Annotated in this window: 24 protein-coding genes; 18 read left to right on the top strand and 6 right to left on the bottom strand. The window is 73.6% G+C overall.

The window, feature by feature from the left end:
* Positions 1 to 57: 57 nt before the first annotated feature.
* From ABZ883_RS29620 to ABZ883_RS29595, 6 genes are all read left to right on the top strand, one after another.
* The gene (locus tag ABZ883_RS29620; protein ID WP_360911422.1) at positions 58 to 306 is read left to right on the top strand and encodes a hypothetical protein; all 249 of its coding nucleotides are present in this window, start codon (positions 58 to 60) and stop codon (positions 304 to 306) included.
* A 140-nt stretch (positions 307 to 446) separates the two neighbouring features.
* Complete coding sequence (locus ABZ883_RS29615; protein ID WP_360911614.1) at positions 447 to 1799, top strand: NYN domain-containing protein; 1353 nt, start codon at positions 447 to 449, stop codon at positions 1797 to 1799.
* 316 nt (positions 1800 to 2115) lie between these two features.
* Positions 2116 to 3141: an NlpC/P60 family protein gene (locus tag ABZ883_RS29610; protein WP_360911420.1), complete on the top strand. Its 1026-nt coding sequence runs from the start codon at positions 2116 to 2118 to the stop codon at positions 3139 to 3141.
* Positions 3142 to 3297: 156 nt separating this feature from the next.
* On the top strand, positions 3298 to 4350 hold the full coding sequence (locus ABZ883_RS29605; protein ID WP_360911418.1) for an NlpC/P60 family protein: 1053 nt from the start codon (positions 3298 to 3300) through the stop codon (positions 4348 to 4350).
* Between the two features lie 80 nt (positions 4351 to 4430).
* Complete coding sequence (locus tag ABZ883_RS29600; RefSeq protein WP_360911416.1) at positions 4431 to 5600, top strand: hypothetical protein; 1170 nt, start codon at positions 4431 to 4433, stop codon at positions 5598 to 5600.
* On the top strand, positions 5597 to 6682 hold the full coding sequence (locus ABZ883_RS29595; protein ID WP_360911414.1) for a M48 family metalloprotease: 1086 nt from the start codon (positions 5597 to 5599) through the stop codon (positions 6680 to 6682). The genes ABZ883_RS29600 and ABZ883_RS29595 overlap by 4 nt, the downstream gene beginning before the upstream one ends.
* Before the next feature lie 767 nt (positions 6683 to 7449).
* Here ABZ883_RS29595 and ABZ883_RS29590 read toward each other — a convergent pair.
* On the bottom strand, positions 7450 to 8712 hold the full coding sequence (locus ABZ883_RS29590) for a glycosyltransferase family 87 protein (protein ID WP_360911412.1): 1263 nt from the start codon (positions 8710 to 8712) through the stop codon (positions 7450 to 7452).
* Positions 8713 to 8847: 135 nt separating this feature from the next.
* Here ABZ883_RS29590 and ABZ883_RS29585 point away from each other — a divergent pair, with 135 nt between their 5' ends.
* On the top strand, positions 8848 to 9978 hold the full coding sequence (locus ABZ883_RS29585; protein WP_360911410.1) for a glycosyltransferase family 4 protein: 1131 nt from the start codon (positions 8848 to 8850) through the stop codon (positions 9976 to 9978).
* A 108-nt stretch (positions 9979 to 10086) separates the two neighbouring features.
* On the opposite strand, the gene ABZ883_RS29580 is transcribed toward ABZ883_RS29585, so the two are convergent.
* Entirely contained in the window at positions 10087 to 11883 is a 1797-nt protein-coding gene (locus tag ABZ883_RS29580; RefSeq protein WP_360911409.1) for an AMP-dependent synthetase/ligase, read from the bottom strand.
* A gap of 286 nt (positions 11884 to 12169) precedes the next feature.
* On the opposite strand from ABZ883_RS29580, the gene ABZ883_RS29575 reads away from it, so the two are divergent.
* The 6 genes from ABZ883_RS29575 (at position 12170) to ABZ883_RS29550 (ending at position 17591) form a co-directional block, all read left to right on the top strand.
* Positions 12170 to 12937 carry a metallophosphoesterase gene (locus ABZ883_RS29575; protein ID WP_360911407.1) on the top strand — a complete coding sequence of 256 codons (768 nt, stop codon included), beginning with the start codon at positions 12170 to 12172 and terminating at the stop codon, positions 12935 to 12937.
* Between the two features lie 99 nt (positions 12938 to 13036).
* Complete coding sequence (locus ABZ883_RS29570; RefSeq protein ID WP_360911405.1) at positions 13037 to 13480, top strand: SRPBCC family protein; 444 nt, start codon at positions 13037 to 13039, stop codon at positions 13478 to 13480.
* Between the two features lies 1 nt (position 13481).
* Entirely contained in the window at positions 13482 to 14675 is a 1194-nt protein-coding gene (locus ABZ883_RS29565) for an ArsA-related P-loop ATPase (RefSeq protein ID WP_360911403.1), read from the top strand.
* Between the two features lie 79 nt (positions 14676 to 14754).
* Positions 14755 to 15156, top strand: coding sequence for a DUF5304 family protein (locus ABZ883_RS29560; RefSeq protein WP_360911401.1), 402 nt, complete (start codon positions 14755 to 14757; stop codon positions 15154 to 15156).
* 89 nt (positions 15157 to 15245) lie between these two features.
* Complete coding sequence (locus tag ABZ883_RS29555) at positions 15246 to 16187, top strand: ROK family glucokinase (RefSeq protein ID WP_360911399.1); 942 nt, start codon at positions 15246 to 15248, stop codon at positions 16185 to 16187.
* Positions 16188 to 16826: 639 nt separating this feature from the next.
* On the top strand, positions 16827 to 17591 hold the full coding sequence (locus tag ABZ883_RS29550) for an endonuclease/exonuclease/phosphatase family protein (protein ID WP_360911397.1): 765 nt from the start codon (positions 16827 to 16829) through the stop codon (positions 17589 to 17591).
* Positions 17592 to 17597: 6 nt separating this feature from the next.
* On the opposite strand, the gene ABZ883_RS29545 is transcribed toward ABZ883_RS29550, so the two are convergent.
* Both ABZ883_RS29545 and ABZ883_RS29540 read right to left on the bottom strand, forming a co-directional pair.
* The gene (locus ABZ883_RS29545; protein ID WP_360911395.1) at positions 17598 to 18125 is read right to left on the bottom strand and encodes a hypothetical protein; all 528 of its coding nucleotides are present in this window, start codon (positions 18123 to 18125) and stop codon (positions 17598 to 17600) included.
* Complete coding sequence (locus ABZ883_RS29540) at positions 18118 to 18921, bottom strand: alpha/beta fold hydrolase (RefSeq protein ID WP_360911393.1); 804 nt, start codon at positions 18919 to 18921, stop codon at positions 18118 to 18120. Before ABZ883_RS29540 ends, ABZ883_RS29545 begins: the two co-directional genes overlap by 8 nt.
* Positions 18922 to 19062: 141 nt before the next feature.
* Here ABZ883_RS29540 and ABZ883_RS29535 point away from each other — a divergent pair, with 141 nt between their 5' ends.
* The 5 genes from ABZ883_RS29535 (at position 19063) to ABZ883_RS29515 (ending at position 23718) form a co-directional block, all read left to right on the top strand.
* Positions 19063 to 19764: a lysophospholipid acyltransferase family protein gene (locus tag ABZ883_RS29535; protein WP_360911391.1), complete on the top strand. Its 702-nt coding sequence runs from the start codon at positions 19063 to 19065 to the stop codon at positions 19762 to 19764.
* Between the two features lie 109 nt (positions 19765 to 19873).
* The gene (locus tag ABZ883_RS29530; protein WP_360911612.1) at positions 19874 to 21055 is read left to right on the top strand and encodes a DUF5931 domain-containing protein; all 1182 of its coding nucleotides are present in this window, start codon (positions 19874 to 19876) and stop codon (positions 21053 to 21055) included.
* A 17-nt stretch (positions 21056 to 21072) separates the two neighbouring features.
* Entirely contained in the window at positions 21073 to 21732 is a 660-nt protein-coding gene (locus ABZ883_RS29525) for a response regulator transcription factor (protein WP_360911389.1), read from the top strand.
* A 175-nt stretch (positions 21733 to 21907) separates the two neighbouring features.
* Complete coding sequence (locus ABZ883_RS29520; protein WP_360911387.1) at positions 21908 to 22936, top strand: 6-phosphofructokinase; 1029 nt, start codon at positions 21908 to 21910, stop codon at positions 22934 to 22936.
* 131 nt (positions 22937 to 23067) lie between these two features.
* The gene (locus ABZ883_RS29515) at positions 23068 to 23718 is read left to right on the top strand and encodes a hypothetical protein (protein ID WP_360911385.1); all 651 of its coding nucleotides are present in this window, start codon (positions 23068 to 23070) and stop codon (positions 23716 to 23718) included.
* A gap of 6 nt (positions 23719 to 23724) precedes the next feature.
* Here the strand turns inward: ABZ883_RS29515 and ABZ883_RS29510 are convergent, their stop codons facing one another.
* Positions 23725 to 23976, bottom strand: coding sequence for a hypothetical protein (locus tag ABZ883_RS29510; protein WP_360911383.1), 252 nt, complete (start codon positions 23974 to 23976; stop codon positions 23725 to 23727).
* A gap of 185 nt (positions 23977 to 24161) precedes the next feature.
* Positions 24162 to 26114 carry an anthranilate synthase family protein gene (locus tag ABZ883_RS29505; RefSeq protein ID WP_360911381.1) on the bottom strand — a complete coding sequence of 651 codons (1953 nt, stop codon included), beginning with the start codon at positions 26112 to 26114 and terminating at the stop codon, positions 24162 to 24164.
* Positions 26115 to 26190: the final 76 nt, after the last annotated feature.

Genomic DNA, 26190 nt, shown 5'->3' with positions numbered 1-26190 from the left:
TCCCGCCGAGGCCGTAGGGTGACCGGAACGCAAACGCGCGACCTAGGAGCAGATCCGATGACGGTTCCCCTGCCGACCGCCACGACCCGGTGGCGCTGCACTCTCTGCGGAAACCTGACCCGGTTCGACGTGACGCGCTCCAGCAGGGTCGTCGAGTACGTGCATCTCGACCTCGCCGGGGAACCCTCGGTGGAGGAGCGCGAGGTGCTGAGCGAGACCGTCGAGTCGGTGCGCTGCCGCTGGTGCAACGCGGTGGACCGGGTGGAGCTGGTGGACCGTCCCGACGCGGCGGCTGCGCAGGCCTGACCGCCGCCGGGGACAATGGAGGGGCGCGGCGCGACCTGAGGGGTCGAGGGTGGCCGGGGAGGCGCCGAAGAACTGGACAGGAGTGACTGGTGGACCGGACCGGTGGTAACCCGGGCCACGGCGACGAGGCGGCCGGGCCCGTGGCTCCGGCTGCCCCGGACGGCTCGGCCGCGCCCGAGGCACTCGACCGGCCGCTGCCGGAGGGCGTGCGCCACCGCGTGGTCTCGCTGGCGGCCGACGCCTTCGGCGGGCTGACCCTGGGCGAGCTGCCCGCGGTGCTGCGCCCGTATGCCCGGTTCACCCCGAGTCGCCGCGCCAAGTTCGCGGCCACCGCCATGGCCAGTGCCCTGGAGAGCGATCCCGCGTTCCGTCAGCGGGTCGCGGGGCGGCTGCGCGAGGCGGAGCCCGATCTGTGCGAGGCGCTGGACGCCGGCACCCCACCGCCGGCCGTGGACCCGCTCGACGTGGCCGCGGCCGCCTATCTGCTGCGGCCCGCGGGCTGGGCGAAGCTGGTCGCCGCCGCGGGCGAGGAGGCGCAGCGCGCCAGCGCGGAGCGGGCCGGCGAGGAAGTGCTGCGCGAACTGCGGCAGCTGAAGAGCGAACTCGACGAGGTGCGGGCGCACGCCCGTACCGAGGCCGTCCGGGCCCGCTCCGACCTCGACGCGGCCCGCAAGGAGACGGAGTCGCTGCAACGCAAACTCCGCAGCGCCGGCAGCGATGTGAAGCGTGCCGAGGCGGCGCTGCGCAAGGTCGAGGCCGAGCTGGACGAGACGCGTTCGGCCGCGGCGGCGGACAAGGCGGCCGCGGACGGCGAGGCGCGCCGGCTGCGGGCCCGGCTGGCCGAGGCGGAGTCGGCGGTCGAGGCCGGCCGCCGCGCGGCGCGCGAGGGGCGCACCGTGGAGGAGATGCGGCTGCGGCTGCTGCTCGACACCGTGCTGGACGCCGCGTCCGGACTGCGCCGCGAGTTGGCGCTGCCGCCGCGCGACACCCTGGGTGTGCGTCCGGCCGACACGGTGGACGCGGTGGCGCCGGGGGCGATCAGCCCGAAGGACATCGCGCGCCGCGCCCTGTCGGAGGACGACCCCGCGCTGCTGGACCAGTTGCTCGCGCTGCCGCAGGCCCATCTGGTCATCGACGGCTACAACGTGACGAAGACCGGTTATCCCGCCCTGCCGTTGGAGAAGCAGCGGCTGCGGCTGCTGGGCGGTCTGGCGGTGCTGGCGGCGCAGAGCGGCGCGGAGGTCACCTGCGTCTTCGACGGCGCGGACCTGGACGCCCCGGTGCTGCTCGCCCCGCCGCGCGGGGTGCGGGTGCTGTTCAGCAAGGCCGGTGAGACGGCCGACGAGTTGATCCGGCGTCTGGTTCGGGCGGAACCTCCCGGTCGTCCGATTGTGGTGGTTTCGTCCGATCGTGAGGTCGCGGACGGGGTGGCCCGCGCCGGCGCCCGCCCGGTCGCATCCACCTTGTTGCTCAAGCGACTTGCCCGGGTGTGACCTGGAGCACATCGTGGGGCGTGTGGGGCGGTTTTTCGGAGCTCTGCGTCAACTCGCCATCACTGCGCGTGTGATGTGTGTAAAGAAAACGCGAGTGAATGACTTTTTTCCTTCAGAGATTTGATCCGATCACAAGATGGTCACTAGGGTCAGGCCTCGAACCTCTGCGCAGTCGATCACCCAATCAGGGTGGCAGCGGAGGTCCCGCCGATCCGAAGTGGCGTGCGTACGACGGGGGACGCCGACACTCGGGGCCGGGGAACCGCGGTTCCCGATGCACGCGGCAGGCGGCTGGAGGAAGAAGGAGCTCGCCCGAGTGGCGTCCCACCGTCGTCCCAAGCAGACCAGTCGCGCACGTGTCACTGTGCTCACCGCGACCGCCGCCGCAGCCGTGGCCCTCTCGGCCCAGGCCGCCCAGGCTGCGCCCGCCAAGCAGTCCGTCAAGACCGTCAAGGCCAAGGTCGACGCTCTCTACGAGCAGACCGAGCAGGCGACCGAGAAGCTCAACGGCGCGACGGAGAAGCAGGACCAGCTGCAGAAGCAGGTCGAGGTCATCCAGGACGAGGTGGCCCGCCAGCAGGGCGACCTCAACGACCTCCAGGACGATCTCGGCACCCTCGCCAGCGCCCAGTACCGCAGCGGCGGCATCGACCCGACGCTGCAGCTCTTCCTCTCCGCGGACCCGGACAGCTACCTCGACAAGGCGTCCACCCTCGACCAGGTGAGCACCAAGCAGGCCGAGGCGCTCCGCCAGATCGCGGAGAAGAAGCGCACGCTCAACCAGCAGAAGGCCGAGGCGGCGAGCAAGCTCTCCGAGCTCGACCAGACCCGCACCGAGCTGCGGAAGAAGAAGAAGGAAGTCCAGGGCAAGCTCGCGGAGACGCAGAAGCTGCTCAACTCGCTGACCGCTGCCCAGCGCGCCGCGCTCGCCGCCGAGGACGCGCGTTCCAGCCGCAGCAACGAGCGCGTCAACCTGGGCAACGACACCCCGGCCTCGGGTCGCGCCGCCGCCGCCCTCGCGGCCGCCACGGGCAAGCGGGGTGCGCCGTACGTCTACGGCGCCACCGGCCCGAGCTCCTTCGACTGCTCCGGCCTCACCTCCTGGGCCTACGCCCAGGCCGGTGTCTCCATACCCCGGACCTCCCAGGCCCAGGCCAACGCCGGCCAGCGCCTGTCGATGAGCCAGCTGATGCCCGGCGACCTGGTGATCTTCTACGGCGACCAGCACCACGTGGCCCTCTACGCGGGCAACGGCATGGTCCTGCACGCGCCGCGCACCGGCACGGTCGTCCGCTACGAGTCGATCAACAACATGCCGTTCCAGTTCGGCGTGCGCATCTGATCCTCGTCCCCGGCCACTTCGTGGCCGGTTGAACCTATCGGGTGATCTCGTACGGTGACGGCCGGGCGGTGACCTGCGCAAGCAGGCCATCATCCGGCCTCCGTGCGCGTCCGGGTCTTTGAACTCCGCGCACACGGCTGACTACTGTCGGTCGACGTGCCTTCCCATCGACGTATTCCGCAGCCGGGCCAGGGCCCCCGTACCGCACGGGTCACGGTCCTGACCGCCGCTGCCGCCACCGCCGCCGCGGTGGCCGGTGCCGCCTCCGCGCCCAGCGCGCAGGCCCGGCCCGCGGACAACGCGACCGACGTGGCCACCCGCATCGACCACCTCTACGAGCAGGCCGAGCGGGCGACCGAGCAGTTCAACGCGGCCAAGGAGCGCTCGGAGCAGCTGCGCGGCCAGGTGGAGGTCCTCCAGGACCGCGCCGCACGCGGCCAGGAGCGGGTCAACGGGCTCCGCAACGACCTCGGCATGCTCGCCGGCGCCCAGTACCGCAGCGGGGGAGTGGACCCCACGCTCGCCCTGCTGCTCTCCCCGGACCCCGGCACCTACCTCGACCGGGCCGCCACCCTCGACCGGATCAGCAGCCGCGGCAACGCCCGGCTCGGCGAACTGCGCGACGCCCAGCGGGTGCTGGACCAGGAGCGTACGCAGGCCGCCGGCCGGCTCGTGGAGCTGGAGCGGGCCCGCACCACGCTCAACGCCCGCAAGAAGACGGTGCAGCGCAAGCTGATGGCCGCCGCGCGCCTGGTCAACTCCCTCAGCGACGAGGAACGGGCACGGCTCGCCTCCCGCCTGGAGCAGCGCGCCTCGCGCTCCGGACGGCTGATCGACATCCCGGACCTCGCGGCGTCCTCCGCGCGCGCCGCCGCCGCCGTGTCGGCCGTGCGCTCCGTTGTCGGCGCCCCGTACGCCTGGGGCAGCACCGGCCCCGGCGCCTTCGACTGCTCCGGGCTGATGGTCTGGGCGTACCGGCAGGCCGGTGTCGGACTGCCGCGCACCTCCCAGGCGCAGCTGCACGCCGGCCGGCAGGTGCCGCTCAGCCAGGCACGCCCCGGCGACCTCGTCGTCTACCGGGGCGACGCCAGCCATGTCGGCATGTACGTCGGGGGCGGCCAGGTCGTGCACGCCCCCTACCCCGGGGCGCGGGTGCGCTACGACCCGATCGGCATGATGCCGGTCGCGGCGGTGACCCGGCCCGCGTGACGGGGTCCGCGTGACGGGGTCCGCGTGACGGGGTCCCCGTGGCCGGTTGCCCGTGACCGGGGGAACGTACGATCGGCGGCGTGGCCCGCATCCCCCGTCCCCTCGTCCGTCCTGCCGCCGCCGCGCTGTGCTGCGCGGCGGTACTGGCCGGCTGCGGGCCCACCGGGGCCCTCGGCGACCGCCCGGACCGGGAGGCCGTGCAACGGCTGCTGGACGGGCGTGCGGCGGCCCTGCTGCACCGCGACGAGCAGGCGTACCTCGCCGGGGCCGTGCCCGCCCGCCGCGCCACCGAACGGCAGGTCTTCCGGAATCTGGCGGACGTACCGCTCGCCTCCTGGTCGTACCGGGTCGTCTCGGTGGACGGCGGCGACCGGCCCGCCGCCCGCGTCGAACTCGACTACCGCCTCAAGGGCTACGACAGCGCGCCCGTCGCCGCGCAGGAGTCGGTGCGGCTCGCACGAGACGGCGACGGGCGGTGGCGCGTCGCCGCCGAAGGCGCGGACGGCGACCAGTTGTGGGAGCAGGGACCGGTGCGGGTGGTGCGGGGCACGCACAGCCTCGTCCTCGGCACCACCGGCACCGCCTCGCTGAAGACCTACGCCGCCGACGCCGACCGGGCGGTCCCCGCCGTGCTGCGGGCCTGGGGCACGCGCGGCTGGAGCGGCAGGATCGTCGTGGAGGTCCCCGCGTCGCTGCGGACCATGGGCGACCTGCTCGGCGCCCCCGCCGACGCCTACCGGGACATCGCCGCCGTCACCACGGGCGAGGCCGGAGGCCCCGCCTCGGACGCCCCCGGCGGACGCGTCATCGTCAACCCCGAGGCCTTCGGGCAGTTGTCCGCCTTCGGGCGCCGCGTCGTGCTCACCCACGAGGCCACCCATGTGGCGACCCGCTCCGCCACCGCCCCCGGCACCCCCCTCTGGCTCTCCGAGGGCTTCGCCGACTGGGTCGCCTACCGCGGCACCGGCCGCTCCGCCCCGGCCGTCGCCCCCGAACTCGCCCGCGACGTCGCCGCGGGCCGCGTGCCCCGGACGCTGCCCTCCGACGCCGCCTTCGGCACCCGGGCCGCCGGCCTCGCGCAGGCCTACGAGGGCGCGTGGCTGGCCTGCCGGTTCATCGCGGAGGAATGGGGCGACGCCCGGCTCGTCGCCCTGTACCGTGCCGGTGCGGACACACGCCGTGTGCTGGGGATCGGCACCGACGAGCTCACCGCGCGCTGGCGCGCCTACGTCGAGCGGGAGTTGGGATGACCGAGGACTTCAGCCCCGCCGAGACCGAACGCGGCAGGGCCCTGCGCCGGGCCCAGCTGCCACCCCTGCTCGGCGGCCGTCTCACCGGCCTCGCCTTGCTGCTCGTCCTCGGCCTGACCCCCGCGGGGGCCGCGCTGACCGGCGTGTTGGGCGACGCCTGGGGGCTGCGCGTCCTGGCCGGCGGCCTGCTCCTCGTCCTGCTCCGGCAGGCCGTAGCGCTGCCCTTCTCCGCCCGGGTACGGGTCGTCCGCCGCCGCTACGGCCTGGTGACCCAGGGCTGGGGCGGCTGGGCGGCCGACGTCCTGCGCGGCCTGCTGGTCTCCGTGCCGCTCGCCCTCGCCGCGCTGTACGGCTTCTACGGGCTCGGCTGGGCCTGGGCCGCCCTCGGCGCGGCCTGCGCCGCGGTGGCGCTGTCCTGGCTCGCCCCCGTCGTCCTCGAACCGCTCTTCAACCGCTTCCGGCCCATGGACGCCGGGCCGCTGCGGGACGCCCTGCTGGCGCTGGCCGCACGCGACGGCGTCCCGGTGCGCGACGTCCTGGTCGCGGACGCCTCGCGGCGCACGACCGCCCTCAACGCCTACGTCTCCGGCTTCGGCAGGACCCGGCGCATCGTCGCCTACGACACCCTGGTGGCGACCGCACCGGCCGGCGAGGTGGAACTCGTCGTCGCCCACGAACTCGGCCACGTCAAGCACCGCGACGTCCTGCGCGGCACCCTCCTCGGCGCGCTCGGCGCCGCCGCGGGCGTCTGCGTCCTGGCCGCCTTCCTCGCCGCGGCCTCCCCGTACGCCGCCGACGACCCCCGCGGCCTCTTCCTGCTCGCCGCGGCGGCGGCCGTCGGCTCCGCCCTGGCCGGCCCGCTCGGCTGCGCCGTCAGCCGCCGCGCCGAACGCCGCGCGGACCGGCACGCCCTCGAACTCACCGGCGATCCGGCCGAGTTCATCGCCATGCAGCGCCGCCTGACGGTCGCCAACGTCTCCGACCCCGACCCGCCGCGCGCCCTGCACCTGCTCTTCGGGACCCACCCCACGCCCGTCCAGCGCATCGCAGCCGCCCGCGCGTTCGTGCTCCCGCCCGTCTGAACTGCGCCGCCCCGGGCGCGGGATTCCGCCCACGGCGTCCGGCCCGACCCGCCGCGCGCCCGCCGGCCGCGGGCCCGTCCGCGTGGGCGCGGTCACCAGGTGGGGAGTTCGCGGCCTTCGTCAGGCTCGGACTCGTCGTTGGGGGAGGGGGATGGGGCCGCGGGCCGTGGCGTTCGGCCGCGTCTGGCGGGCGCGATCGTGTCCGACCCGATCCACTGCGTGCTGCGCACCTGTTGTGGGCCGACGTGCCCGCTTGATCGGTGCCGGGCCCAGGCGGGGTTACCGGCTTTCCCCGGGAAGGGGCCGTGGGGTTCCCTACGCGGCGTCCGGCGTCCGGCGGCGCGCCTGGCTCGATCCGCCCTGCGACGCGGCCCGTCCGCCCGGGCACGGTCACCAGGTGAGGAGTTCGCGGCCTTCGTCGGGCTCGGACTCGTCCTTGGGTGATGGGGAAGGGGCTGTGGCGGTCGGCAGAGGGCGTGCGGCGGAGCCTGGCGGGCGCGATCGTGTCCGGCCCGATCCACTGCCTGCTGTGTACCTGTGCTGTGCGGACCCGCCTGATCCGCGCCGGGCCAGGCGGGGTTACCGGATTTCGCCGGGAAGCGGCCGTGGGGTTCCGCACCCGGCGTCCGGCGGCGCGCCTGGCTGTCGAGCAGGGCGCGGTCACCAGGTGGGCCGTGGGGTCCGGGGACGGCGGCCGGTGGCGCCTGGGGCGTCCGGCCCGATCCGCCGTGCGCCCGCCGGCCGCGGGCCCGTGCGCCCGGGCGCCGTCACCAGGTGAGGAGTTCGCGGCCTTCGTCGGGCTCGGGTTCGGCCTTCGGGGACGGAGGGCCCGGGGGAGCCGTGGGGAAGGGGCCGGGGTCGCGGGCCGTGGCGGTCCACAGGCGGCGGCAGGCGACGACGCAGGCGGCGACCAGCAGGCCGTTGCGAATCACGAGGAGGGTGATGCCGAGGGGGGTGCTGCTGACGACGTCGCCGAAGCGGATCGGGAACTCGTAGAGGGTCACGCCGGTCGCCACGATCACCAGCACCGCCGGCACCGCCATGACGCTCGCGCGCAGCGTGAGGCAGACGGCCGCCATGCCGATTAGCCAGATCATGTACTGCGGGCTGATGACCCGGCTGGTCGTCGTGAACAGCAGGACCGCGGTGAAGGCCGCGTCGAAGGGCGTGGCCGCGTCGAGGGTGCGGGCCCGCAGCCGCCACAGGAGCAGCCACGCGAAGGCCGTCACCGTGAGGGTGAGCGCGATGTCGCTGACCAGGGCGACGTACGGGCCGAGGAACTCCACGGAGCCGTAGTTGAGCAGCACTTGGCCCTGCCAGCCGTGGTGCCGGGCGAAGTGGAAGACCAGGGAGCCCAGCGACTCGACCTCGGTGCCGCGCTCGCCCTGGAACTGCAGGAAGGCGAAGGCTCCCGGCATCCAGAGCCAGAAGCCCAGCGCGAGGACGCCGGCGCCGGCCACCGCGGCCGTCCACACCCGGCGGTCCCGCACCCCGGTCAGCAGCAGCACGGGCCAGACCTTGAGCATCGCCCCGAAGGCGATGAGCGCGCCGGCGACCCTGGGCCGCCGTACGGTCGCCAGCAGCGCGGCCACGGCGACGGCGGTGACCATCACGTCGTACCGGGCGTAGGCGGTCGGTCCCAGCAGCGGCACGCCCACCACCCACACCCAGACGCCCGCCTGCCGGCGCCCCTCGCCGCGCGAGCCGTGCAGCAGCAGGGCGAAGGTGATCACGTCGGCCACGGAGGCCAGCCAGAAGAAGGCGGTGGTGTAGTCGAGGAAGGGCAGCAGCCCGGGGGAGAGCACGGCCAGCGCGGCGGCCGGCGGGTACTGCCAGGTGACGTCGTGCAGCGGGAAGGTGCCGGACCGCAGGACCTCGTACCAGCCGTGGTAGATCGACGAGACGTCGGAGGTGACGTCGATCGGCGACACGCTGAACACCTTGAACACGCACAGCAGCAACGCGATCCGCGTGATCACCCAGGCGAGGGCCGGTCCCACCGGGGACCTCCCGCCATTACTGCCTGCCATGTCCACCTCGTCGTATCGCCTCTGGTGTGATGATGCACGATGCCGGTCGCGCCTGTGGACGGGCCCCGGTCCTCAAGGACGCATCGGCGGCCTCGGTCGGTTGCCGGGGCCCGCAAGCGCTACGCTCGGCGCCGTATGGACAAGACCTTGATCGTCACGAACGACTTCCCGCCCCGCCCCGGCGGCATCCAGGCCTTCGTGCACAGCATGGCGCTGCGCCTGGACCCCGGGCAGGTGGTGGTGTACGCCTCGACGTGGCGCGACGGCTCCGAGGTCGCCCGCTTTGACGCCGAGCAGCCCTTCCCCGTCGTCCGGGATCGTACGTCGATGCTGCTGCCGACCCCGCGCGTGACCGGACGGGCCGTGGAGCTGCTGCGGGAGCACGGCGCTACGTCGGTGTGGTTCGGCGCGGCGGCGCCGCTGGGCCTGATGGCCCCCGCGCTGCGGAAGGCCGGTGCACGGCGGATCGTGGCGACGACGCACGGCCACGAGGCGGGGTGGGCACAGCTGCCCGGCAGCCGCCGGCTGCTGCGCCGGATCGGCGAGGGCACCGACACGATCACCTATCTGGGTGAATACACCCGGTCGCGGATCGCACCCGTGCTGAGCCCGCGGGCCGCGGCGCGCATGGTGCAGCTGCCCCCGGGGGTCGACGAGAAGACCTTCCACCCCGCCTCGGGCGGCGGCGCCGTCCGCGCCCGGCTCGGACTGGCGGACCGGCCGGTGGTGGTGTGCGTGTCCCGCCTCGTGCCGCGCAAGGGCCAGGACACCCTGATCCTCGCGCTGCCGCGCATCCTGGCCGTGCAGCCGGACACCGTGCTGCTGGTCGTCGGCGGCGGCCCGTACGCGAACGAGCTGAAGCGGCTCGCGGCGGAGACCGGGGTGACCGACTCGGTCGTCTTCACCGGGGCGGTGCCCTGGGAGGAACTGCCCGCGCACTTCGGGGCGGGCGACGTCTTCGCCATGCCCTGCCGCACCCGGCGCGGCGGGCTGGACGTGGAGGGGCTCGGCATCGTCTACCTGGAGGCGTCCGCGACCGGGCTGCCCGTGGTGGCCGGCGACTCCGGCGGAGCGCCGGACGCGGTGCTGGACGGCGAGACTGGCTGGGTGGTGCGCGGGGGCGTGCCGGAGGACGCCGCCGACCGCATCCTGGCCCTGCTCGGCGACGCGGAACTGCGGCAGCGGATGGGCGAGCGCGGACGCAAGTGGGTCGAGGACGCCTGGCGCTGGGACCTGCTGGCCGACCGGCTCAAGGCGCTTCTCTAGCGGGGCCGGCGGGCCCCGCGGCCGGTCCGCCCCCGGACATACCGGTGGCCGCCGTCCGCGCGAGGCGTACGGCGGCCACCGCCGACGGTCGTCAGGGACCGCCGGTGCTCAGGTGGTGTAGATCGCGGCGATCTCGTCCGCGAACTCCCGCAGCACCACGTTGCGCTTCAGCTTCAGCGACGGCGTCACGTGCCCGGACTCCTCGGTGAACTGGGTCGCCAGGACGCGGAACTTCTTCACCGCCTCCGCCTTGGACACCGCGGCGTTGCCGTCGTCGACCGCCGACTGCACCTCGGCCAGCAGATCCGGGTCCTCCCGCAGCGCCGCTGCCGTGCGGCCGGCCTTGCCGTGCTGCTCGGCCCAGCGGGGCAGGAACTCCTCGTCCAGGGTCACCAGCGCGCCGATGAACGGCTTGCCGTCGCCGACCACCATGCACTCCGCGACCAGCGCGTGGGCGCGGATGCGGTCCTCGATCACCGCCGGGGCGACGTTCTTGCCGCCCGCGGTGACGATGATCTCCTTCTTGCGGCCGGTGATGGTGATGTAGCCGTCCTCGTCCAGCGCGCCGATGTCGCCGCTGTGGAACCAGCCGTCGGTGACGGCCTCCGCCGTCGCCGCCTCGTTGTTCCAGTAGCCGCTGAACAGGTGCTCGCCGTGGAGCAGCACCTCGCCGTCGTCGGCGATGCGGACGGTGGAGCCCGGCAGCGGCTGGCCGACGGTGCCGATCTTCGTACGGTCCCAGGGGTTGAAGGCCGTGGCCGCGCAGGACTCGGTCAGGCCGTAGCCCTCCAGGACGGTGAAGCCGATGCCCCGGTAGAAGTGGCCGAGCCGCTCGCCGAGCGGCGCGCCGCCGGAGATGGAGTACTCGGCGCGGCCGCCGAGCACGGCGCGCAGCTTGCTGTAGACGAGCCGGTCGAAGACCTTGTGCTTGAAGCGCAGGCCCAGTGAGGGCCCGTTCGCCGAGTCCAGGGCGCGGCTGAACTCGATCGCGACGTCGGACGCCTTGTCGAAGATCTTGCCCTTGCCGCCCGCCTGCGCCTGCGCGCGGGCGGAGTTGTACACCTTCTCGAAGACTCGCGGCACGCCCAGCAGCATCGTCGGCCGGAACGAGGACAGCTCGCCGGTGAGGTTCTTGATGTCGCTGACGTGCCCGAGCTTGATCGGCGCCATCACACTGGCCACCTCGACCAGCCGGCCGAAGACGTGCGCCAGCGGCAGGAAGAGCAGCACCGAGGAGTCGCCGGTCCGGAACAGCGGCTTCAGCCGCTCCACCACGTTGCCGCACTCGGCGAAGAACGCGCGGTGGCTCAGCACGCACCCCTTGGGGCGGCCGGTGGTGCCCGAGGTGTAGACGATGGTCGCGGGCGAGTCGGCCTTGGCGTACGCGCCGCGCTCGTCGACCGTCGCCTCGGCGATGTCGGTGCCGGCGGCGGTCAGCGTCTCCACGGCACCGCCCTCGATGCGCCACACGTGCTTCAGCTGCGGCAGGCGCTCCCGGACGGACTCCACCGACTTCTCGTGCGCCTCGGTCTCCACGATCGTGGCGACCGCGCCGGAGTCGGACAGGATCCACTCGACCTGCTCGGCCGAGGAGGTCTCGTAGACCGGAACGGTGACGGCGCCCGCGCTCCAGACGGCGAAGTCGAACAGCGTCCACTCGTAGCGGGTGCGGGAGATCAGGGCGACCCGGTCGCCGGGGTGCACGCCCGAGGCGATCAGGCCCTTGGCGGCCGCGCGCACCTCGGCGAGGAACGCGGTGGCCGTGACGTCCGCCCAGTCACCGGCGGGGGTCTTGCGGGCGATGACGGCGACGTCCGGGTGCTGAGCGGCGTTGCGGCGGATGAGATCCGTCAGATTGCCGTCCGCGGGGACCTCGTAGAGTGCCGGAAGGCTGAACTCGCGCAAGACTGCTGCTCCTCATCGGCGCCGGCGGCGGTGCTGGCTGCGGCCACTGCGGGGGGTGAGCAGTGGTGCGGACTGCCCGGACGTTACCCACCGGTAAAGCTTCAGCGGTAGAGGGTGCCGTGTAGATGTTTTGTGTGTCACATCGTGGTCACACTCCGGTGGTCCGCTGCGGCGCAGCGCGTATCCACTGGTGGAAAGCCTAGTCGAGACACCCGACGACCCGCAGGTAACAAGGGCCCCGCCGGCACCGCCCGCGGGCGCGGCCCGGCGGCCTAGAGTGATCGTCATGCGTGTCCACGTCGTCAGTGATGTCCACGGCGCCGCCGAGGCGCTCGCCCGGGCCGGGGACGGGGCCGACGCCCTCGTCTGCCTCGGCGACCTCGTCCTGTTCATGGACTACGCGGACCATTCGCGCGGCATCTTCCCCGACCTGTTCGGCGCGGCGAACGCCTCCCGCATGGTCGCCCTGCGCACCGCCCTGCGCTGGGACGAGGCCCGGGCCCTGGACCGGGAGCTGTGGGGCGGCCTGGGCACCGACCGGCGCACCGCCATCGAGGCCGCCGTGCGCCGCCAGTACGCCGAACTGTTCGCCGCCTTCCCCACGCCGACGTACGCCACGTACGGGAACGTCGACATCCCCGCGCTGTGGCCCGAGTACGCCGGGCCGGGCACGACCGTGCTCGACGGCGCCACCGCCGAGATCGGCGGCCTGGTCTTCGGGTTCGTCGGCGGTGGCCTGCGCACCGCCTACCGCACCCCGTACGAGATCGACGACGAGACCTACGCCGCCAAGGTGGCCGCCCTCGGCGAGGTCGACGTGCTCTGCTCCCACATCCCGCCCGCCGTGCCCGAGCTCTGCTACGACACGGTCGCCCGCCGCTTCGAGCGCGGCAGCGAGGCCCTGCTGGACGCGATCCGCAGCACCCGGCCCAGGTACGCCCTCTTCGGCCACGTCCACCAGCCGCTGGTGGCCCGGATGCGCATCGGCACGACCGAATGCGTGAACGTCGGTCACTTCAACTCGACGAGAACGCCGTGGGCACTGCAATGGTGAAGGCCCCGGAGGTCTGCGGGCGCCCGACCAGGCGGTAGCCTTCAGCGGCAGGCACACGACAGCAGGTACATGACGCGACGTCCCGGAGGGGCCACGGCGATGGCGGAACACACGAGGTCCAGCATCACGATCGACGCGGCCCCGGCCGATGTCATGGGCGTCATCTCCGACTTCGCCCGCTACCCGGAGTGGACCGGGGAGGTGAAGGAGGCCGAGATCCTCGCCGCCGACCCCGAGGGCCGCGCCGAGCAGGTCCGCCTCCTCCTCGACGCCGGCGCGATCAAGGACGACCACACCCTCGCCTACACCTGGGTCGGCACCAGCGAGGTGCGCTGGACGCTGGTCAAGTCCCAGATGCTCCGCACGCTGGACGGCGCCTACCTCCTCGTCCCGGTCGAGGACGGCAAGCGCACCGAGGTCACCTACCAGCTGACCGTCGACGTCAAGATCCCCATGCTCGGCATGATCAAGCGCAAGGCCGAGAAGGTCATCATCGACCGTGCCCTCGCCGGCCTGAAGAAGCGCGTCGAGTCCCAGGACTGACGTGCGCACGGTCCTGGTCACCGGTGCCGGCGGCGCGGGCCGCACCACCGTCGCGGCCGCCACGGCCGTGACCGCCGCCGCCCCCGGACGCCGCGTCCTGCTCCTGTCCGCGGACCGCGGCGGGGCACTGGAACGCGTTCTCGGCACGGACACTGCCACCGGTCCTGTCCCCCTGCCCGTCCCCGCCGTGCCGGGGCTGTGGGCCGGCCGGATCGACCCCGCCGCCTCCTTCCGGGCCGACGCCATGGAGCTCCAGGGCCGGGTCGGCGCACTGCTCGACCTGCTCGGCGCCGCGCCGCTGGACCCCGAGGAGCTCACCGAACTCCCCGGCGCGGAACCGCTCGCCCTGCTCCGCGCCCTGCGCGACACGGCGGACGGCTGGGACCTGGTCGTCGCCGACCTCCCGCCGGTGCGCGCGGCGCTCGCCGCGCTCGCCCTGCCGGAGCAACTGCGCCGCTACCTCGCCCGGCTGCTGCCCGAACAGCGCCAGGCCGCCCGCGCCCTGCGCCCGGTCCTCGCCCAGCTGGCCGGCGTCCCCGCGCCGGGCCCCTGGGCGTACGAGGCCGCCGCCCGCGCCGATCGCGAACTGGCCGCCGCCCAGGCCGTGGTGGAGGACGCGGCGACGACCGTACGGCTGGTCGTCGAGCCCGGCGCGCACGCCGCCGAGGCGGTGCGCCACGCCCGGGCCGGACTGGCCCTGCACGGGCACCGGCTGGAGGCCGTCGTGGCCAACCGGCTGCTGCCCGCGCACTCGCCCGACCCGTGGCTCGCCGAGCTGTCGGGCGTGCAGCGCAAGGAACTGCGCGCCCTGCGCGCCGAGATCGCGGACACGGGCACCGCCCTGCACGAACTGCCGCACCTGGGACGCGAACCGCGCGGGACCGGAGACCTGGCGCGGCTCGGGGCCGAGCCGCCCGCCCCGGCCGCCGAGGGCCCCGCCACGCCGCCCTGGACCACCGAGGACCGGCTCGCCGCCGAGGGCCACTTCCTGTGGCGGCTGCCGCTGCCCGGCGCGCTGCGGGACACCGTGGACCTCGTCCGCCGCGGCGATGAACTCGTGGTGGACGCCGAGGGCCACCGGCGCATCCTGCCGCTGCCCTCCGCGCTGCGCCGCTGCACCGTGGAGGGGGCCGCCCTGCGCGACGGCGCGCTGCAGGTCCGGTTCGTTCCCGATCCGGCGCTCTGGCCCCGATGACGGCGATGGCCCCCTGAACGCACCGGCTTCATTCGGGTAACGTCGTAGTCAAAAGCCGGAGCGTCCCACGGAGCCCACCATGAGCGAATCCACGGACCGTACCGACCGCCCCGCGGCCGATCACGACGCCTGGGCCAAGGCGAGCGCGGAGGACATCGCGGCGGAGAAGGCCCGCCGCCGGCAGCAGTCCGGACAGGAGCCGGGCAGCGCGGCGGAGGAGCTGCGACGCCTCGCCGAGGCCGTGGCTGAGCGGATCTCCCTGCTGCGCAGCCCCGCCGCCGAGATGGCCGCGCAGGGGATCATCGCCCAGGTGAGGCAGGCGGTCGAGCCCGTCGTCGAACGCAACCCCGAGGTCTTCGACCACCTCGCCGCCGCCGGCGCCGAACTGATGGCCGCCTACCGGGCCGCCGTCGGTGGCCACGAGCGGCGCTGGACCTCCGGCGACTCCGGCCCGTCCAGCGAACGCATTGACCTGGACTGAACACGAACTGAACAAAGGGCGGAACGGGGCGCACCTGCCCCTCCGGTACGGTTGGACGCAGCGGGGATCGACCGAATACTGAGGGACACATGGGACTCACCATCGGCGTCGACATCGGCGGCACGAAGATCGCGGCCGGCGTGGTCGACGAGGAAGGCTCGATTCTCGAAATCGTCAAGGTGCCTACTCCGTCGACCTCCGAAGGCGTGGTCGACGCCATCGCCGCAGCCGTTCACGACGTCAGCACGAGCCACACGGTCGAGGCCGTGGGCATCGGCGCCGCCGGCTACGTCGACGACAAGCGGGCCACCGTGCTCTTCGCGCCCAACATCCGCTGGCGGCACGAGCCGCTGAAGGACAAGGTCGAGCAGCGCGTCGGACTTCCCGTCGTGGTCGAGAACGACGCCAACGCCGCCGCCTGGGGCGAGTACCGCTTCGGCGCCGGCCAGGGCCACGACGACGTCATCTGCATCACGCTCGGCACCGGACTCGGTGGCGGCATCATCATCGGCAACAAGCTGCGCCGCGGCCGCTTCGGCGTGGCAGGCGAGTTCGGCCACATCCGCATGGTCCCGGACGGACTGCTGTGCGGCTGCGGCAGCCAGGGCTGCTGGGAGCAGTACGCCTCCGGCCGTGCCCTGGTGCGCTACGCCAAGCAGCGCGCCGTGGCCCAGCCCGAGAACGCGGCGCTGCTGCTCTCGCTGGGCGACGGCACCCCCGAGGGCATCCAGGGCCAGCACATCAGCCAGGCCGCGCGCGGCGGCGACAGCGTGGCGGTGGACTCCTTCCGTGAACTCGCCCGCTGGGCCGGCGCCGGACTCGCCGACCTCGCGTCGCTCTTCGACCCCTCCGCCTTCATCGTCGGCGGCGGTGTCTCGGACGAGGGCGAACTCGTCCTCGACCCGATCCGCAAGTCCTTCCGCCGCTGGCTGGTGGGTGGTCAGCTGCGGCCGCACGCCCAGGTCCTCGCCGCCCAACTGGGCGGCAAAGCCGGTCTCGTCGGCGCCGCCGACCTGGCCCGCCAGGGCTGATCCACGCAACTGCCCGCCCGTTGCGCACCGGTGCCCCCGTACCCCGTTTCCGCGGAGTGCGGGGGCGCCGCCGTCGTTCGCGTCCTTGGCCGGAAGGTCCGCTCGATGAGGGACGACGAGGCCGCCCCCGGCCGGTCGCCGGTGCCCGCGCGCCTGGCATCGTGCTGGTCCGGGCTGTGCGGCGCAACTGGCCGCCCGTTGCGCACCGGTGCCCCGGTACCCGGCTTCCGCGGAGTGCGGGGGCGCCGCTGTCGTTCGCGTCCTGGGCCGGAAGGTCCGCCCGATGGGGGACGACAAGGCGGCCCCCGGCCGGTCGCCGGTGCCCGCGCGTCCGGCATCGCGCTGGTCCGGGCTGAGCCGCGCAACTGCCCGCCCGTTGCGCACCGGTGCCCCGGTACCCCGCTTCCGCGGAGTGCGGGGGCACCGTCGTGCCGGGCGAGTCGGACGGTTGAGCTGGGACGTCCGGTCGGTGAGGGACGGCGAGGCCGCCCTGGGCCGGGTCATCCGCGCCTGCGCACCCGGCATCGTGCTGGTCCGGGCCGAGTAGCGCAACTGGCTGCCTGTTGCGCACCGGTGCCCCCGTACCCCGCTTCCGCGGAGTGCGGGGGCACCGTCGTGCCGGGCGAGTAGGGTGACGGCGTGAGCGAGGTTCCGCGGCCGGATCTGCCGGCGTCCCGTACGGAGCCGGACGGCTCCGCCGTCGTCCGCGTCCTGAGCTGGAACGTCCGGTCGATGAGGGACGACGAGGCCGCTCTCGGCCGGGTCATCCGGGCCTGCGCGCCCGACATCGCGCTGATCCAGGAGGCCCCCCGCTTCTTCCGCTGGCGCAAGGCGGTCGCCCGGCTCGCCCGGGACTCGGGGATGGTGACGGTCACCGGCGGGGCGACCGCCGCGGGCCCGCTGGTGCTGTCCTCGCTGCGGGTCCACGTGGAGCGCACCGAGGACGTCCTGCTGCCGCGCACCCCGGGCCTGCACCAGCGCGGCTTCGCGACCGCCGTGGTCCGGGTCGGCGGCGCCCGGCTGTCCGTGCTGAGCTGCCATCTGTCGTTGCGGGCGCAGGAGCGCTACGCGCAGGGCGGGATGCTGCTGGACCGCCTCGCCGCGATGGGCGAGCCCCACGCGGTGGCCGGCGGCGACCTCAACGACCGCCCGGACGGCCGCACTTTCCGCCGGCTCGCCGGTCAGCTCCAGGACGGCTGGGCGGTCCGGCCCTGGGGCGGCGAGTACACCTCCACGCCCCGCGACCCGCACCAGCGCATCGACGCCGTCTTCGCCACCTCCGGCATCCAGGTCCTCGGCTGCGGTGTCCCCGAGGCGCTGCGCGGCGTCACCCGAAGCGACCTGAGGGCGGCCACGGACCATCTTCCGGTCCTGGCCGCCCTCAGGGTGCCGTCGGTGCGTTGACCGCGCTCAGACGACCGCGCCGCCGCCCGGCAGGTCGTCGTCCTCGTCGCCGCCCGGCCGCATCCGCGTGACCAGGGTGGCGAAGCCGCCCAGGAAGCCGCCGATGCCGACGGTGATGGCCCACCACGGCATCTCCTCCTGGAAGAGGACGAACGCGAAGATCAGCAGCGGACCGCCCAGCGCCGCCAGCCAGGCGAACTTGGTGGTGACGTCGGCGTTCGGCAGCGGCGGCGGCTCCGGCGGCACGAAGTGGCCCTCGTCCTCGTCCTCGTCGAGTTCGTAGTCGCGGGGACCGGAGAGCACGGGGTGGATGACGATGGAGGTGGTCTCGGGCGTCGTCGGCACCACGGCGGGGCCGGGCTTGCCGGAACCCTCGGCGACGTCCTCGGCCTCCGGCCAGGACGCCGTGCCGGGCTCCGGATCGGCGTCGTACCCCGCCACGATCTCGGCCCAGGCGGCGGCCTCGTCGACCGGCTTGGGCTCGGGCTCGCCGCCCTCGGGCAGCGGACGGCGGTCGTCCTCGGGCTCAGCCACGGGCGGCGTCCTCCTTCTCGTTGCTCTCGTCGTCGCCCGCGGCCGGCCCTGCGCCGGTCAGCCGGCGCACGAACTCCCAGGACTGCTCGAAGATCGTCTCTGCGTCGTGGTCGAGGGTGGCGACGTGGTAGCTGCGTTCCAGCACGGTCTCCGTCACGTCCGTCGACGACACGCGGCTGAGCACGAGCGCCGAGTTGGACGGGTGGACGACGTGGTCGACCCGGCTGCGCAGGAGCAGCAGCGGCTGGGTCACCTGGGGCAGGTCGCGCCGTACGAGGGTCCACAAGCGGCTGAGGGAGTGCACCGCGTGCAGCGGGGTGCGGTCGTATCCCACCTCCGTGGAGCCCTCCTTCGCGATGTCGCTGGCGATGCCGGGCACCGAGGGCACGATGTGCCTCAGCACCGGTACGGCCTTGAGTTGATGGCTGTCGGCCTTGACCGAGGGGTTCACGAGGGCGATACCGCTGACCGCCGCGCCGTGCTGTGCGGCGAGGCGCAGCGTCAGCGCACCGCCCATGGACATTCCGAAGACAAACACGCGTTCACAGCGTCCGGACAGGGCGCGGAATTCCCGGTCGACCTCGGCGTACCAGTCCTGCCACCCGGTGACCTGCAGGTCCTGCCAGCGTGTGCCGTGTCCGGGCAGCAGCGGCGCCGACACGCTCAGACCGCGCCCGGCCAGGTGCTCGCCCCACGGGCGCATGGACTGCGGAGTGCCGGTGAAGCCGTGGCACAGCAGGACGCCGGTGTCGCCGCCGTCGTGGCGATAGGGCTCGGCCCCGGGCATGAGCGGCACCGTGGTCTCCTGTTCGGTGGAATGCGCGGAAAGCGATACCTCACAGTACGCGGACGGCTCACACCGGGGGAGAGCCCTGCCCGATCTGGCGTTAAGGTCTTCCCGTCAGACACAGGAGGTCATCGGTTGTTGTACGGCGTGATGAAGATCGCGATCGGCCACCCCCTGCGCGCCGCCTTCCGGCCGTGGGTGGAGGGCATGGAGAACATCCCCAAGCGGGGACCCGCGATACTGGCGAGCAACCATCTGTCCTTCTCCGACTCCTTCTTCCTGCCGGCCGTGCTCGACCGCAAGGTCACCTTCATCGCCAAGGCCGAGTACTTCACCACGCCGGGCGTCAAGGGCAAGCTCACCGCGGCCTTCTTCAAGGGCGTCGGCCAGCTTCCGGTGGACCGCTCGGGCGCGCGCGGCGCCGGCGAGGCGGCCATCCGCAGCGGGATAAAGGTCATCGAGTCCGGCGAGCTCTTCGGCATCTACCCCGAGGGCACCCGGTCGCCCGACGGACGGCTCTACCGCGGCAAGCCCGGCGGTCTGGCCCGGATCGCGCTCGCCACGGGCGCCCCGGTGATCCCGGTCGCCATGATCGACACCGAGAAGATCCAGCCGCCGGGCCAGGTCATGCCCAAGCTGATGCGTCCCGGCATCAGGATCGGCAAGCCGCTGGACTTCAGCCGCTACCAGGGCATGGAGCAGGACCGTTTCATCCTGCGCTCGGTCACCGACGAGGTGATGTACGAGATCATGAAGCTCTCCGGCCAGGAGTACGTGGACGTCTACGCCTCCGCCGCCAAGCGCCAGATCGCCGAGGCGGCGAAGAAGCAGCAGGCAGAACCCGGGGCATAGCCCCGGCCCGGGGGAACGGGGGAGGCCCATGGCCAGGGACACGGCCCGCGGCACGGTCGCGCGCCCGGCGGCGGGGACGGCCGGGCGCCTGAAAGGGCGTGTCGTCCGCATGTCGGTCGAGCAGCCGCTGTGGCGCGCCCTGACGGGCTACCGGCTGCTCACCGCCGGCTATGCCGTCGCGCTCTTCGCCGTCGGCTACGACGGCCACGCCCGGCCGGTGCCGGGCATCGCGTTCATGGCGGTGCTCGTGGTGTGGACGCTGGCCACGCTCGGCATGGTCAGCTCGCCGCAGCGGTGCACCCGGGGCTTCCTCTTCGTGGACCTCGGCATCGCCCTCACCGGCATCCTGCTCACCCCGGTCGTCGAGACGCACCAGCGCATCGTCGAGGGCGGGCCCACCCTGCCCTCGATATGGACCGCGGGCTCGGTCCTCGCCTTCGCCATCAAGGGCGGCTGGCGATGGGCGGCGGCCGCCTCCTGCCTGGTCGGCGGCGCCAACCTGGTCGAACGCGGCGCCCCGGCCCGCGACACCGTGCACAACGTGCTGCTGGTGGCCATCGCCAGCATCGCGATCGGCTACGTCGTCGAGGTCGCCCGCGCCAGTGAGCGCACCCTCGCCCGCGCCCTGCAGATCGAGGCCGCCACCCGGGAGCGGGAGCGGCTGGCCCGCGACATCCACGACAACGTCCTCCAGGTGCTCGCGATGGTGCAGCGGCGCGGCACCGAGATCGGCGGCCAGGCCGAGGCGCTCGGCATCATGGCCGGTGAGCAGGAGGCCGCCCTGCGCGCCCTGATCAGCGGCGGCGGCGCGGTGCTGTCCGCGGTCCCCGCTCCGCGCGAGGGGGGACCGGACGAGGCGGACCCGGGGCACGAGCCGGACCCGGAGCACGAGCCGGACCCGGACGCGCCCCGCGACCTGCGGGCCCTGCTCACCCCGTACAGCGGTACCCGTGTCACCGTCGCCGCCCCCGGCACGCCCGTCCTGCTGCCCGCGCGCGCGGCCGCCGAACTCGCCGCCGCGGTGGGTGCCGCCCTGGAGAATGTGCGCAAGCACGCGGGGGAGCGGGCGCACGCCTGGATCCTGCTGGAGGACGCGCCCGACGCGGTCCTGGTCAGCGTCCGCGACGACGGGCCCGGCATCCCCGAGGGCCGGCTCGCCGACGCAGAGGCCGAGGGACGGCTCGGCGTCGCCCAGTCCATCCGGGGGCGGCTGCGCGACCTCGGCGGCACGGCGGAGCTGGTGTCGGTGCCCGGCCAGGGGACAGAAGTCGAGTTGAGGCTCGGCAAATGAGGGAGGAGATTGGGGTCATGGCCGTAAAGGTGATGGTGGTGGACGACCACCCCATGTGGCGGGACGCGGTCGCGCGCGACCTCACCGAGGCGGGATACGTCGTGGTGGCGACGGCGGGCGACGGCCCGGAGGCGGTGCGCCGAGCCAAGGCCGCGCTGCCCGAGGTGCTGGTCCTCGACCTCAATCTGCCGGGGCTGTCCGGCGTCCAGGTCTGCAAGGACGTCATCGCCGACAACCCGGCCCTGCGGGTGCTGGTGCTGTCGGCGAGCGGGGAGCACGAGGACGTCCTGGAGGCCGTGAAGTCCGGTGCCACCGGTTATCTGCTGAAGTCGGCCGGCCGTGACGAACTGCTCGGTGCCGTCAGCCGCACCGCCGTCGGCGACCCCGTCTTCACCCCCGGCCTGGCCGGCCTCGTCCTCGGCGAGTACCGGCGCCTGGCCTCGGACCCCGCGCCCGTGGCGGCCGACCGGCCCGAGGCGCCGCGGCTCACCGACCGCGAGACGGAGGTACTGCGCCTGGTGGCCAAGGGACTGAGCTACAAGCAGATCGCCGAACGGCTCGTCATCTCGCACCGCACCGTGCAGAACCATGTGCAGAACACCCTGGGCAAGCTCCAGTTGCACAACCGCGTCGAACTGGTCCGCTACGCCATCGAGCGCGGACTCGACGAGGAGTAACCCCGCCGGCGCCCTCACGGCACTGCTCCGCCTGCCGCACTCGGACGAGTGAATCCGGCCTTCCAACCTGCCCGCGCGCCAAGGGATTTCACCGAACGGCCCATCCCGTATGTGACACCGGTCACGCTAGCGTCTTCGGCGCAGGCAAATGGTGCGAACGGGAAGGGGAAGGATCATGCGAGTTGGCGTCCTGACCGGCGGCGGTGACTGCCCCGGGCTCAACGCGGTCATCCGTGCCGTCGTGCGCAAGGGTGTCCAGGAGTACGCATACGACTTCGTCGGCTTCAGGGACGGCTGGCGCGGGCCGCTGGAAGGGGACACCGTGCCCCTCGACATCCCGGCCGTCCGCGGGATCCTGCCGCGCGGCGGTACGATCCTCGGTTCCTCGCGCACGAATCCGCTCAAGACGGAGAACGGCGTGCGCCGGGTCAAGGAGAACCTCGCCAAGTACGAGGTGGACGCGCTCGTCGCGATCGGCGGCGAGGACACGCTCGGCGTGGCGACCGCCCTGTCGGACGAGTACGGGGTCCCCTGCGTCGGCGTACCGAAGACCATCGACAACGACCTCGCCGCCACCGACTACACCTTCGGCTTCGACACGGCGGTCAACATCGCCACCGAGGCCATCGACCGCCTCCACACCACCGCCGAGTCGCACATGCGCGTCCTGGTGGTCGAGGTCATGGGCCGGCACGCGGGCTGGATCGCCCTGCACTCGGGCCTGGCCGGCGGCGCCAACGTCATCCTGGTGCCCGAGCAGCGCTTCGACGTGGACCAGGTCTGCGCCTGGGTGGAGAGCCGTTTCAAGATCCGCTACGCGCCGATCGTGGTGATCGCCGAAGGGGCGATGCCCAAGGACGGCGACGTGGTGCTGAAGGACGGCAGCCTCGACTCCTTCGGCCACGTCCGCCTGTCCGGCGTCGGCGAGTGGCTGGCCAAGGAGATCGAGAGCCGCACCGGCAAGGAGGCCCGCACCACGGTGCTCGGCCACGTCCAGCGCGGCGGCACCCCCAGTGCCTTCGACCGCTGGCTGGCCACCCGCTTCGGCCTGCACGCCATCGACGCGGTCCGCGACCGGGACTTCGGGAAGATGGTCGCCCTGCGCGGCACGGACATCGTCCGGGTCCCGCTGGCGGACGCCACCAGGCAGCTCAAGACGGTCGACCCGAAGCTGTACGCCGAGGCCGGCGTCTTCTTCGGGTAAACAGCTCGTTTCCCCGTCGTCCCCTGGGCTTTCCCCGCTTGCCATGGGCGAACACGCGGCCGTACATTCCCTCCACCCGGCTTGTCCGGCCGCTTCGTTTTTCCCCCTTGAGCACATGAGGAGCGCCCGGCATGACGGGTGTACTGGCGGTCGCAGGCGGCACCGCATCCGGCAAGTCCACGCTGGCCGAAGCCCTGTCGCTGACCTGTCCCGAGACCATCGCACTGATCCACCTGGACGACCACTACGTGCCCGCGCACGACCCGCTGAGGGGCGTGTGGACGGTCAGCGCCGGCGGGCACGAGGTCCTGGACTGGAACCACCCGGGCTCCATCGACGAGACCGCCGTCGGTGAGGCCATCGACGCGGCCCGGCTGCTGCCCGGGGTGCGCCTGGTCGTCGTCGAGGGGCTGTTCGCGCTCACCCTCCCGGCCGTCCTGTCACGGGCGGCCTGGCGGGTGTACGTGGACGCCCCCGACGACGTCCGCCTGGCGCGCAAGATCCTGCGGAAGATCGAGGTCCAGCGGCAGGACCCGCTGCTGTCGCTGCGGAACTACCTGCAGACCGGCCGGGAGCGGCACGCCGCCCATGTGGCGCCCTCCCGGGCCCGGGCCGACCTGGTGGTCGACGGGACCGCCGACGGCCCCGAGATGCTGGCCGCCGTCCTCGGCCTGGTCGGCGCCGCCCTGGCGTCGGCCCCCGAGCCCGTCGCCCCCGTGCGCCCCCGGCGGTCCCGCGCCGCCGCGCCCCGGACGCGGCAGCTGCCCGCGGCCGCCGTCTGACGGCCCTCACACGTTGTAGGCGTCGATGTGCACGTCCGCGGTGCCGTCGGCACCGCCCTCCGGGCAGAGGTCGGCGACGCAGGTGGAGGGGTCCGCTTCCTTGAGCCGGGGATACGCGGCGGTCAGTGCCCCGGCCCGGTCGTGCGGCAGCCGGAAGTCGACCGAGCAGCCCAGGCAGCTGATGTCCGTGGCCTCGCTTGGTATCGCGCCGCCGAGGAACGACTCGGTCTCCGCGCAGTCCATCTGGTGCGGTTGCATTGCCGCCCAGAACAAGGACTCGACTCGGCCCGAGCGATGAGGGCCAGCAGGAACAGCGGAGCCGCCGCGAGGAGCACCCCGAACCTCATGGGGCCGTCCGTGCGGGACGGGACGGGCGTGCGCGGACTCCACGCGCCGTTCGACGTCCCCGCCCACCCCGTCCATTCGCCCGGGCCGGGCGAACCTCAGCCGGTGACCACCAGCGACGCCAGGAGCTCCGTCACGATGGCCGTGCCGTTCAGGGTGAGCACGGACTCGGGGTGGAACTGCACCCCGGCGAAACCCGGCCCGCGCATCGCGTGCACGTCGCCCGTGGCCGGGTCGCGGCTCAGCTCGACACGGTGCATCGCCAGTTCCTCCGCCGTCCGGCCGTCGCAGCGCGCGGTGAAGGAGTTGTAGAAGCCGACCGTCTCCGCGCGCCCGAACAGGTCGACCGTCGTCTGCGCGCCCTGGAACGGGACGTCCTTGCGCACGATGTCGAGGCCCAGCTCCGCGGCGATCAGCTCCTGGCCGAGGCACACGCCCAGCAGCCCGTGCCGGTGGTCCCGCACCAGCTCCGCGGCGAGCGCGCGCAGGAACGCCATCTTGGGGTCCCTGGTGTCCGCCGGGTTCCCCGGCCCCGGGCCGAGCACGACCGGGCCGCGGTGCGCGCGCACGGCCTCGCGCAGGCCCGGCGCGTCGTAGCGGCGCACGGTCACCTCCAGCCCGGACGAGCGCAGGACGTGCGCCAGCATCGCGGTGAAGGTGTCCTCGCCGTCGACCACGAAGGCATGCCGTCCGGCGAGCGGGCCCGGCCGTTCCCCCTCGCCGGCGGGGGCCTGCATCCGCAGCCAGAACGGCGCGAGGTTGCGGCGGCGTCCCGCCAGCGCGGCCTGCACCCGCGTGTCGTCGCCGAGCCGGCGCCGCGGCCCGCCCGGCTCGCGCGCGGCGCCCGGCCGGACCCCCAGGGCGGCCAGGACGCCCGCCGCCTTGGCGTGCGTCTCGGCGACCTCGCCGTACGGGTCCGAGCGGCGCACCAGCGTCGCCCCCACCGGCACGCCCAGTCCGCCCGCGGCGTCGATGTCCGCGGTGCGGATCAGGATGGGGGAGTCCAGGGTCTGGACGCCGCCGCCGTCCCGGCCGATCAGCGCCAGCGCGCCCGCGTAGTAGCCGCGGCCCCCGGGCTCGTACCGCTCGATGACCCGGCAGGCGTTCTGCACCGGCGAACCGGTGACCGTCGCGGCGAACATCGTCTCGCGCAGCACGTCGCGGACGTCCATGGTGCTGCGGCCGCGCAGCTCGTACTCGGTGTGCGCCAGGTGCGCCATCTCCTTCAGCCGCGGGCCGACCACGACGCCGCCGAGGTCGCCGACGGTGCACATCATCTTCAGTTCCTCGTCGACCACCATGGTCAGCTCCTCCACCTCCTTCACGTCCCGCAGGAAGGAGAGCAGCCCGTCCATGTCGGGCCCCTGCGGCGGGTAGCGGTAGGTGCCGCTGATCGGGTTCATCACGACCGTGCCGCCCGCCATCCGGACGTGCACCTCGGGGCTCGCCCCGGCGAGGGTCCGCTCCGGCGTGCGCACCACGAACGTCCAGTAGGCGCCGCGCTCGCCGTCCAGCAGCCGCCGGAACAGTGCGAGCGCGTCCGCCGCGGAGAAGCCGGGGATCCGTCCGCGGAAGGTCCGGCGGATCACGAAGTTGGCGCCCTCGCCGCGGCCGATCTCGTCCTCGATCACCTGCTCCACGATCCCGGCGTAGGCGTCGTCGTCCACGTCGAAGCCGCCGTGCTCCACGTGCACCTGGTGGGCGGGCAGCGCCCGCTCCAGCTCCGGCAGCGGGATCTCGTACGCCTCCCGCGGGTGCAGGACCACCAGCGGCGTCCCGTCGTCCCGCGCCTCGAACCCGCGCTCCCTGATCTGCCGGTACGGCACCAGCGCCAGCGCGTCGGCGACCGGCCGGCCGCCCTCCGGCGCCCCCTTCGGCAGGGCGATGTCCGTCAGCCGCTCCGCCGTGGAGACCGGGCCGAGCAGCACCTCGACCGTGTCCGTGTCGCGCCCCGGCGTCCTGCGCCGGATCAGCGCGAACGGCGGGCAGGCCGGGTCCAGCAGCCGTTCCACGAGCGCTGCTGCGGAAAGCGGGTTCTTCTCGTCGTCCACGGGGGGTCCTTCCGATCGTCCGGTCATCCGTCAAGGGGGACCACCAGGGAAGGGACGGCCGCACAGACACCGAAGG

It is taken from the genome of Streptomyces sp. NPDC046977, from assembly GCF_040644455.1.
Taxonomy (GTDB): Bacteria; Actinomycetota; Actinomycetes; order Streptomycetales; family Streptomycetaceae; genus Actinacidiphila.
The sequence above is the reverse complement of the archived record's forward strand: the minus strand, read 5'-3'. Positions and strand labels throughout refer to the sequence as shown.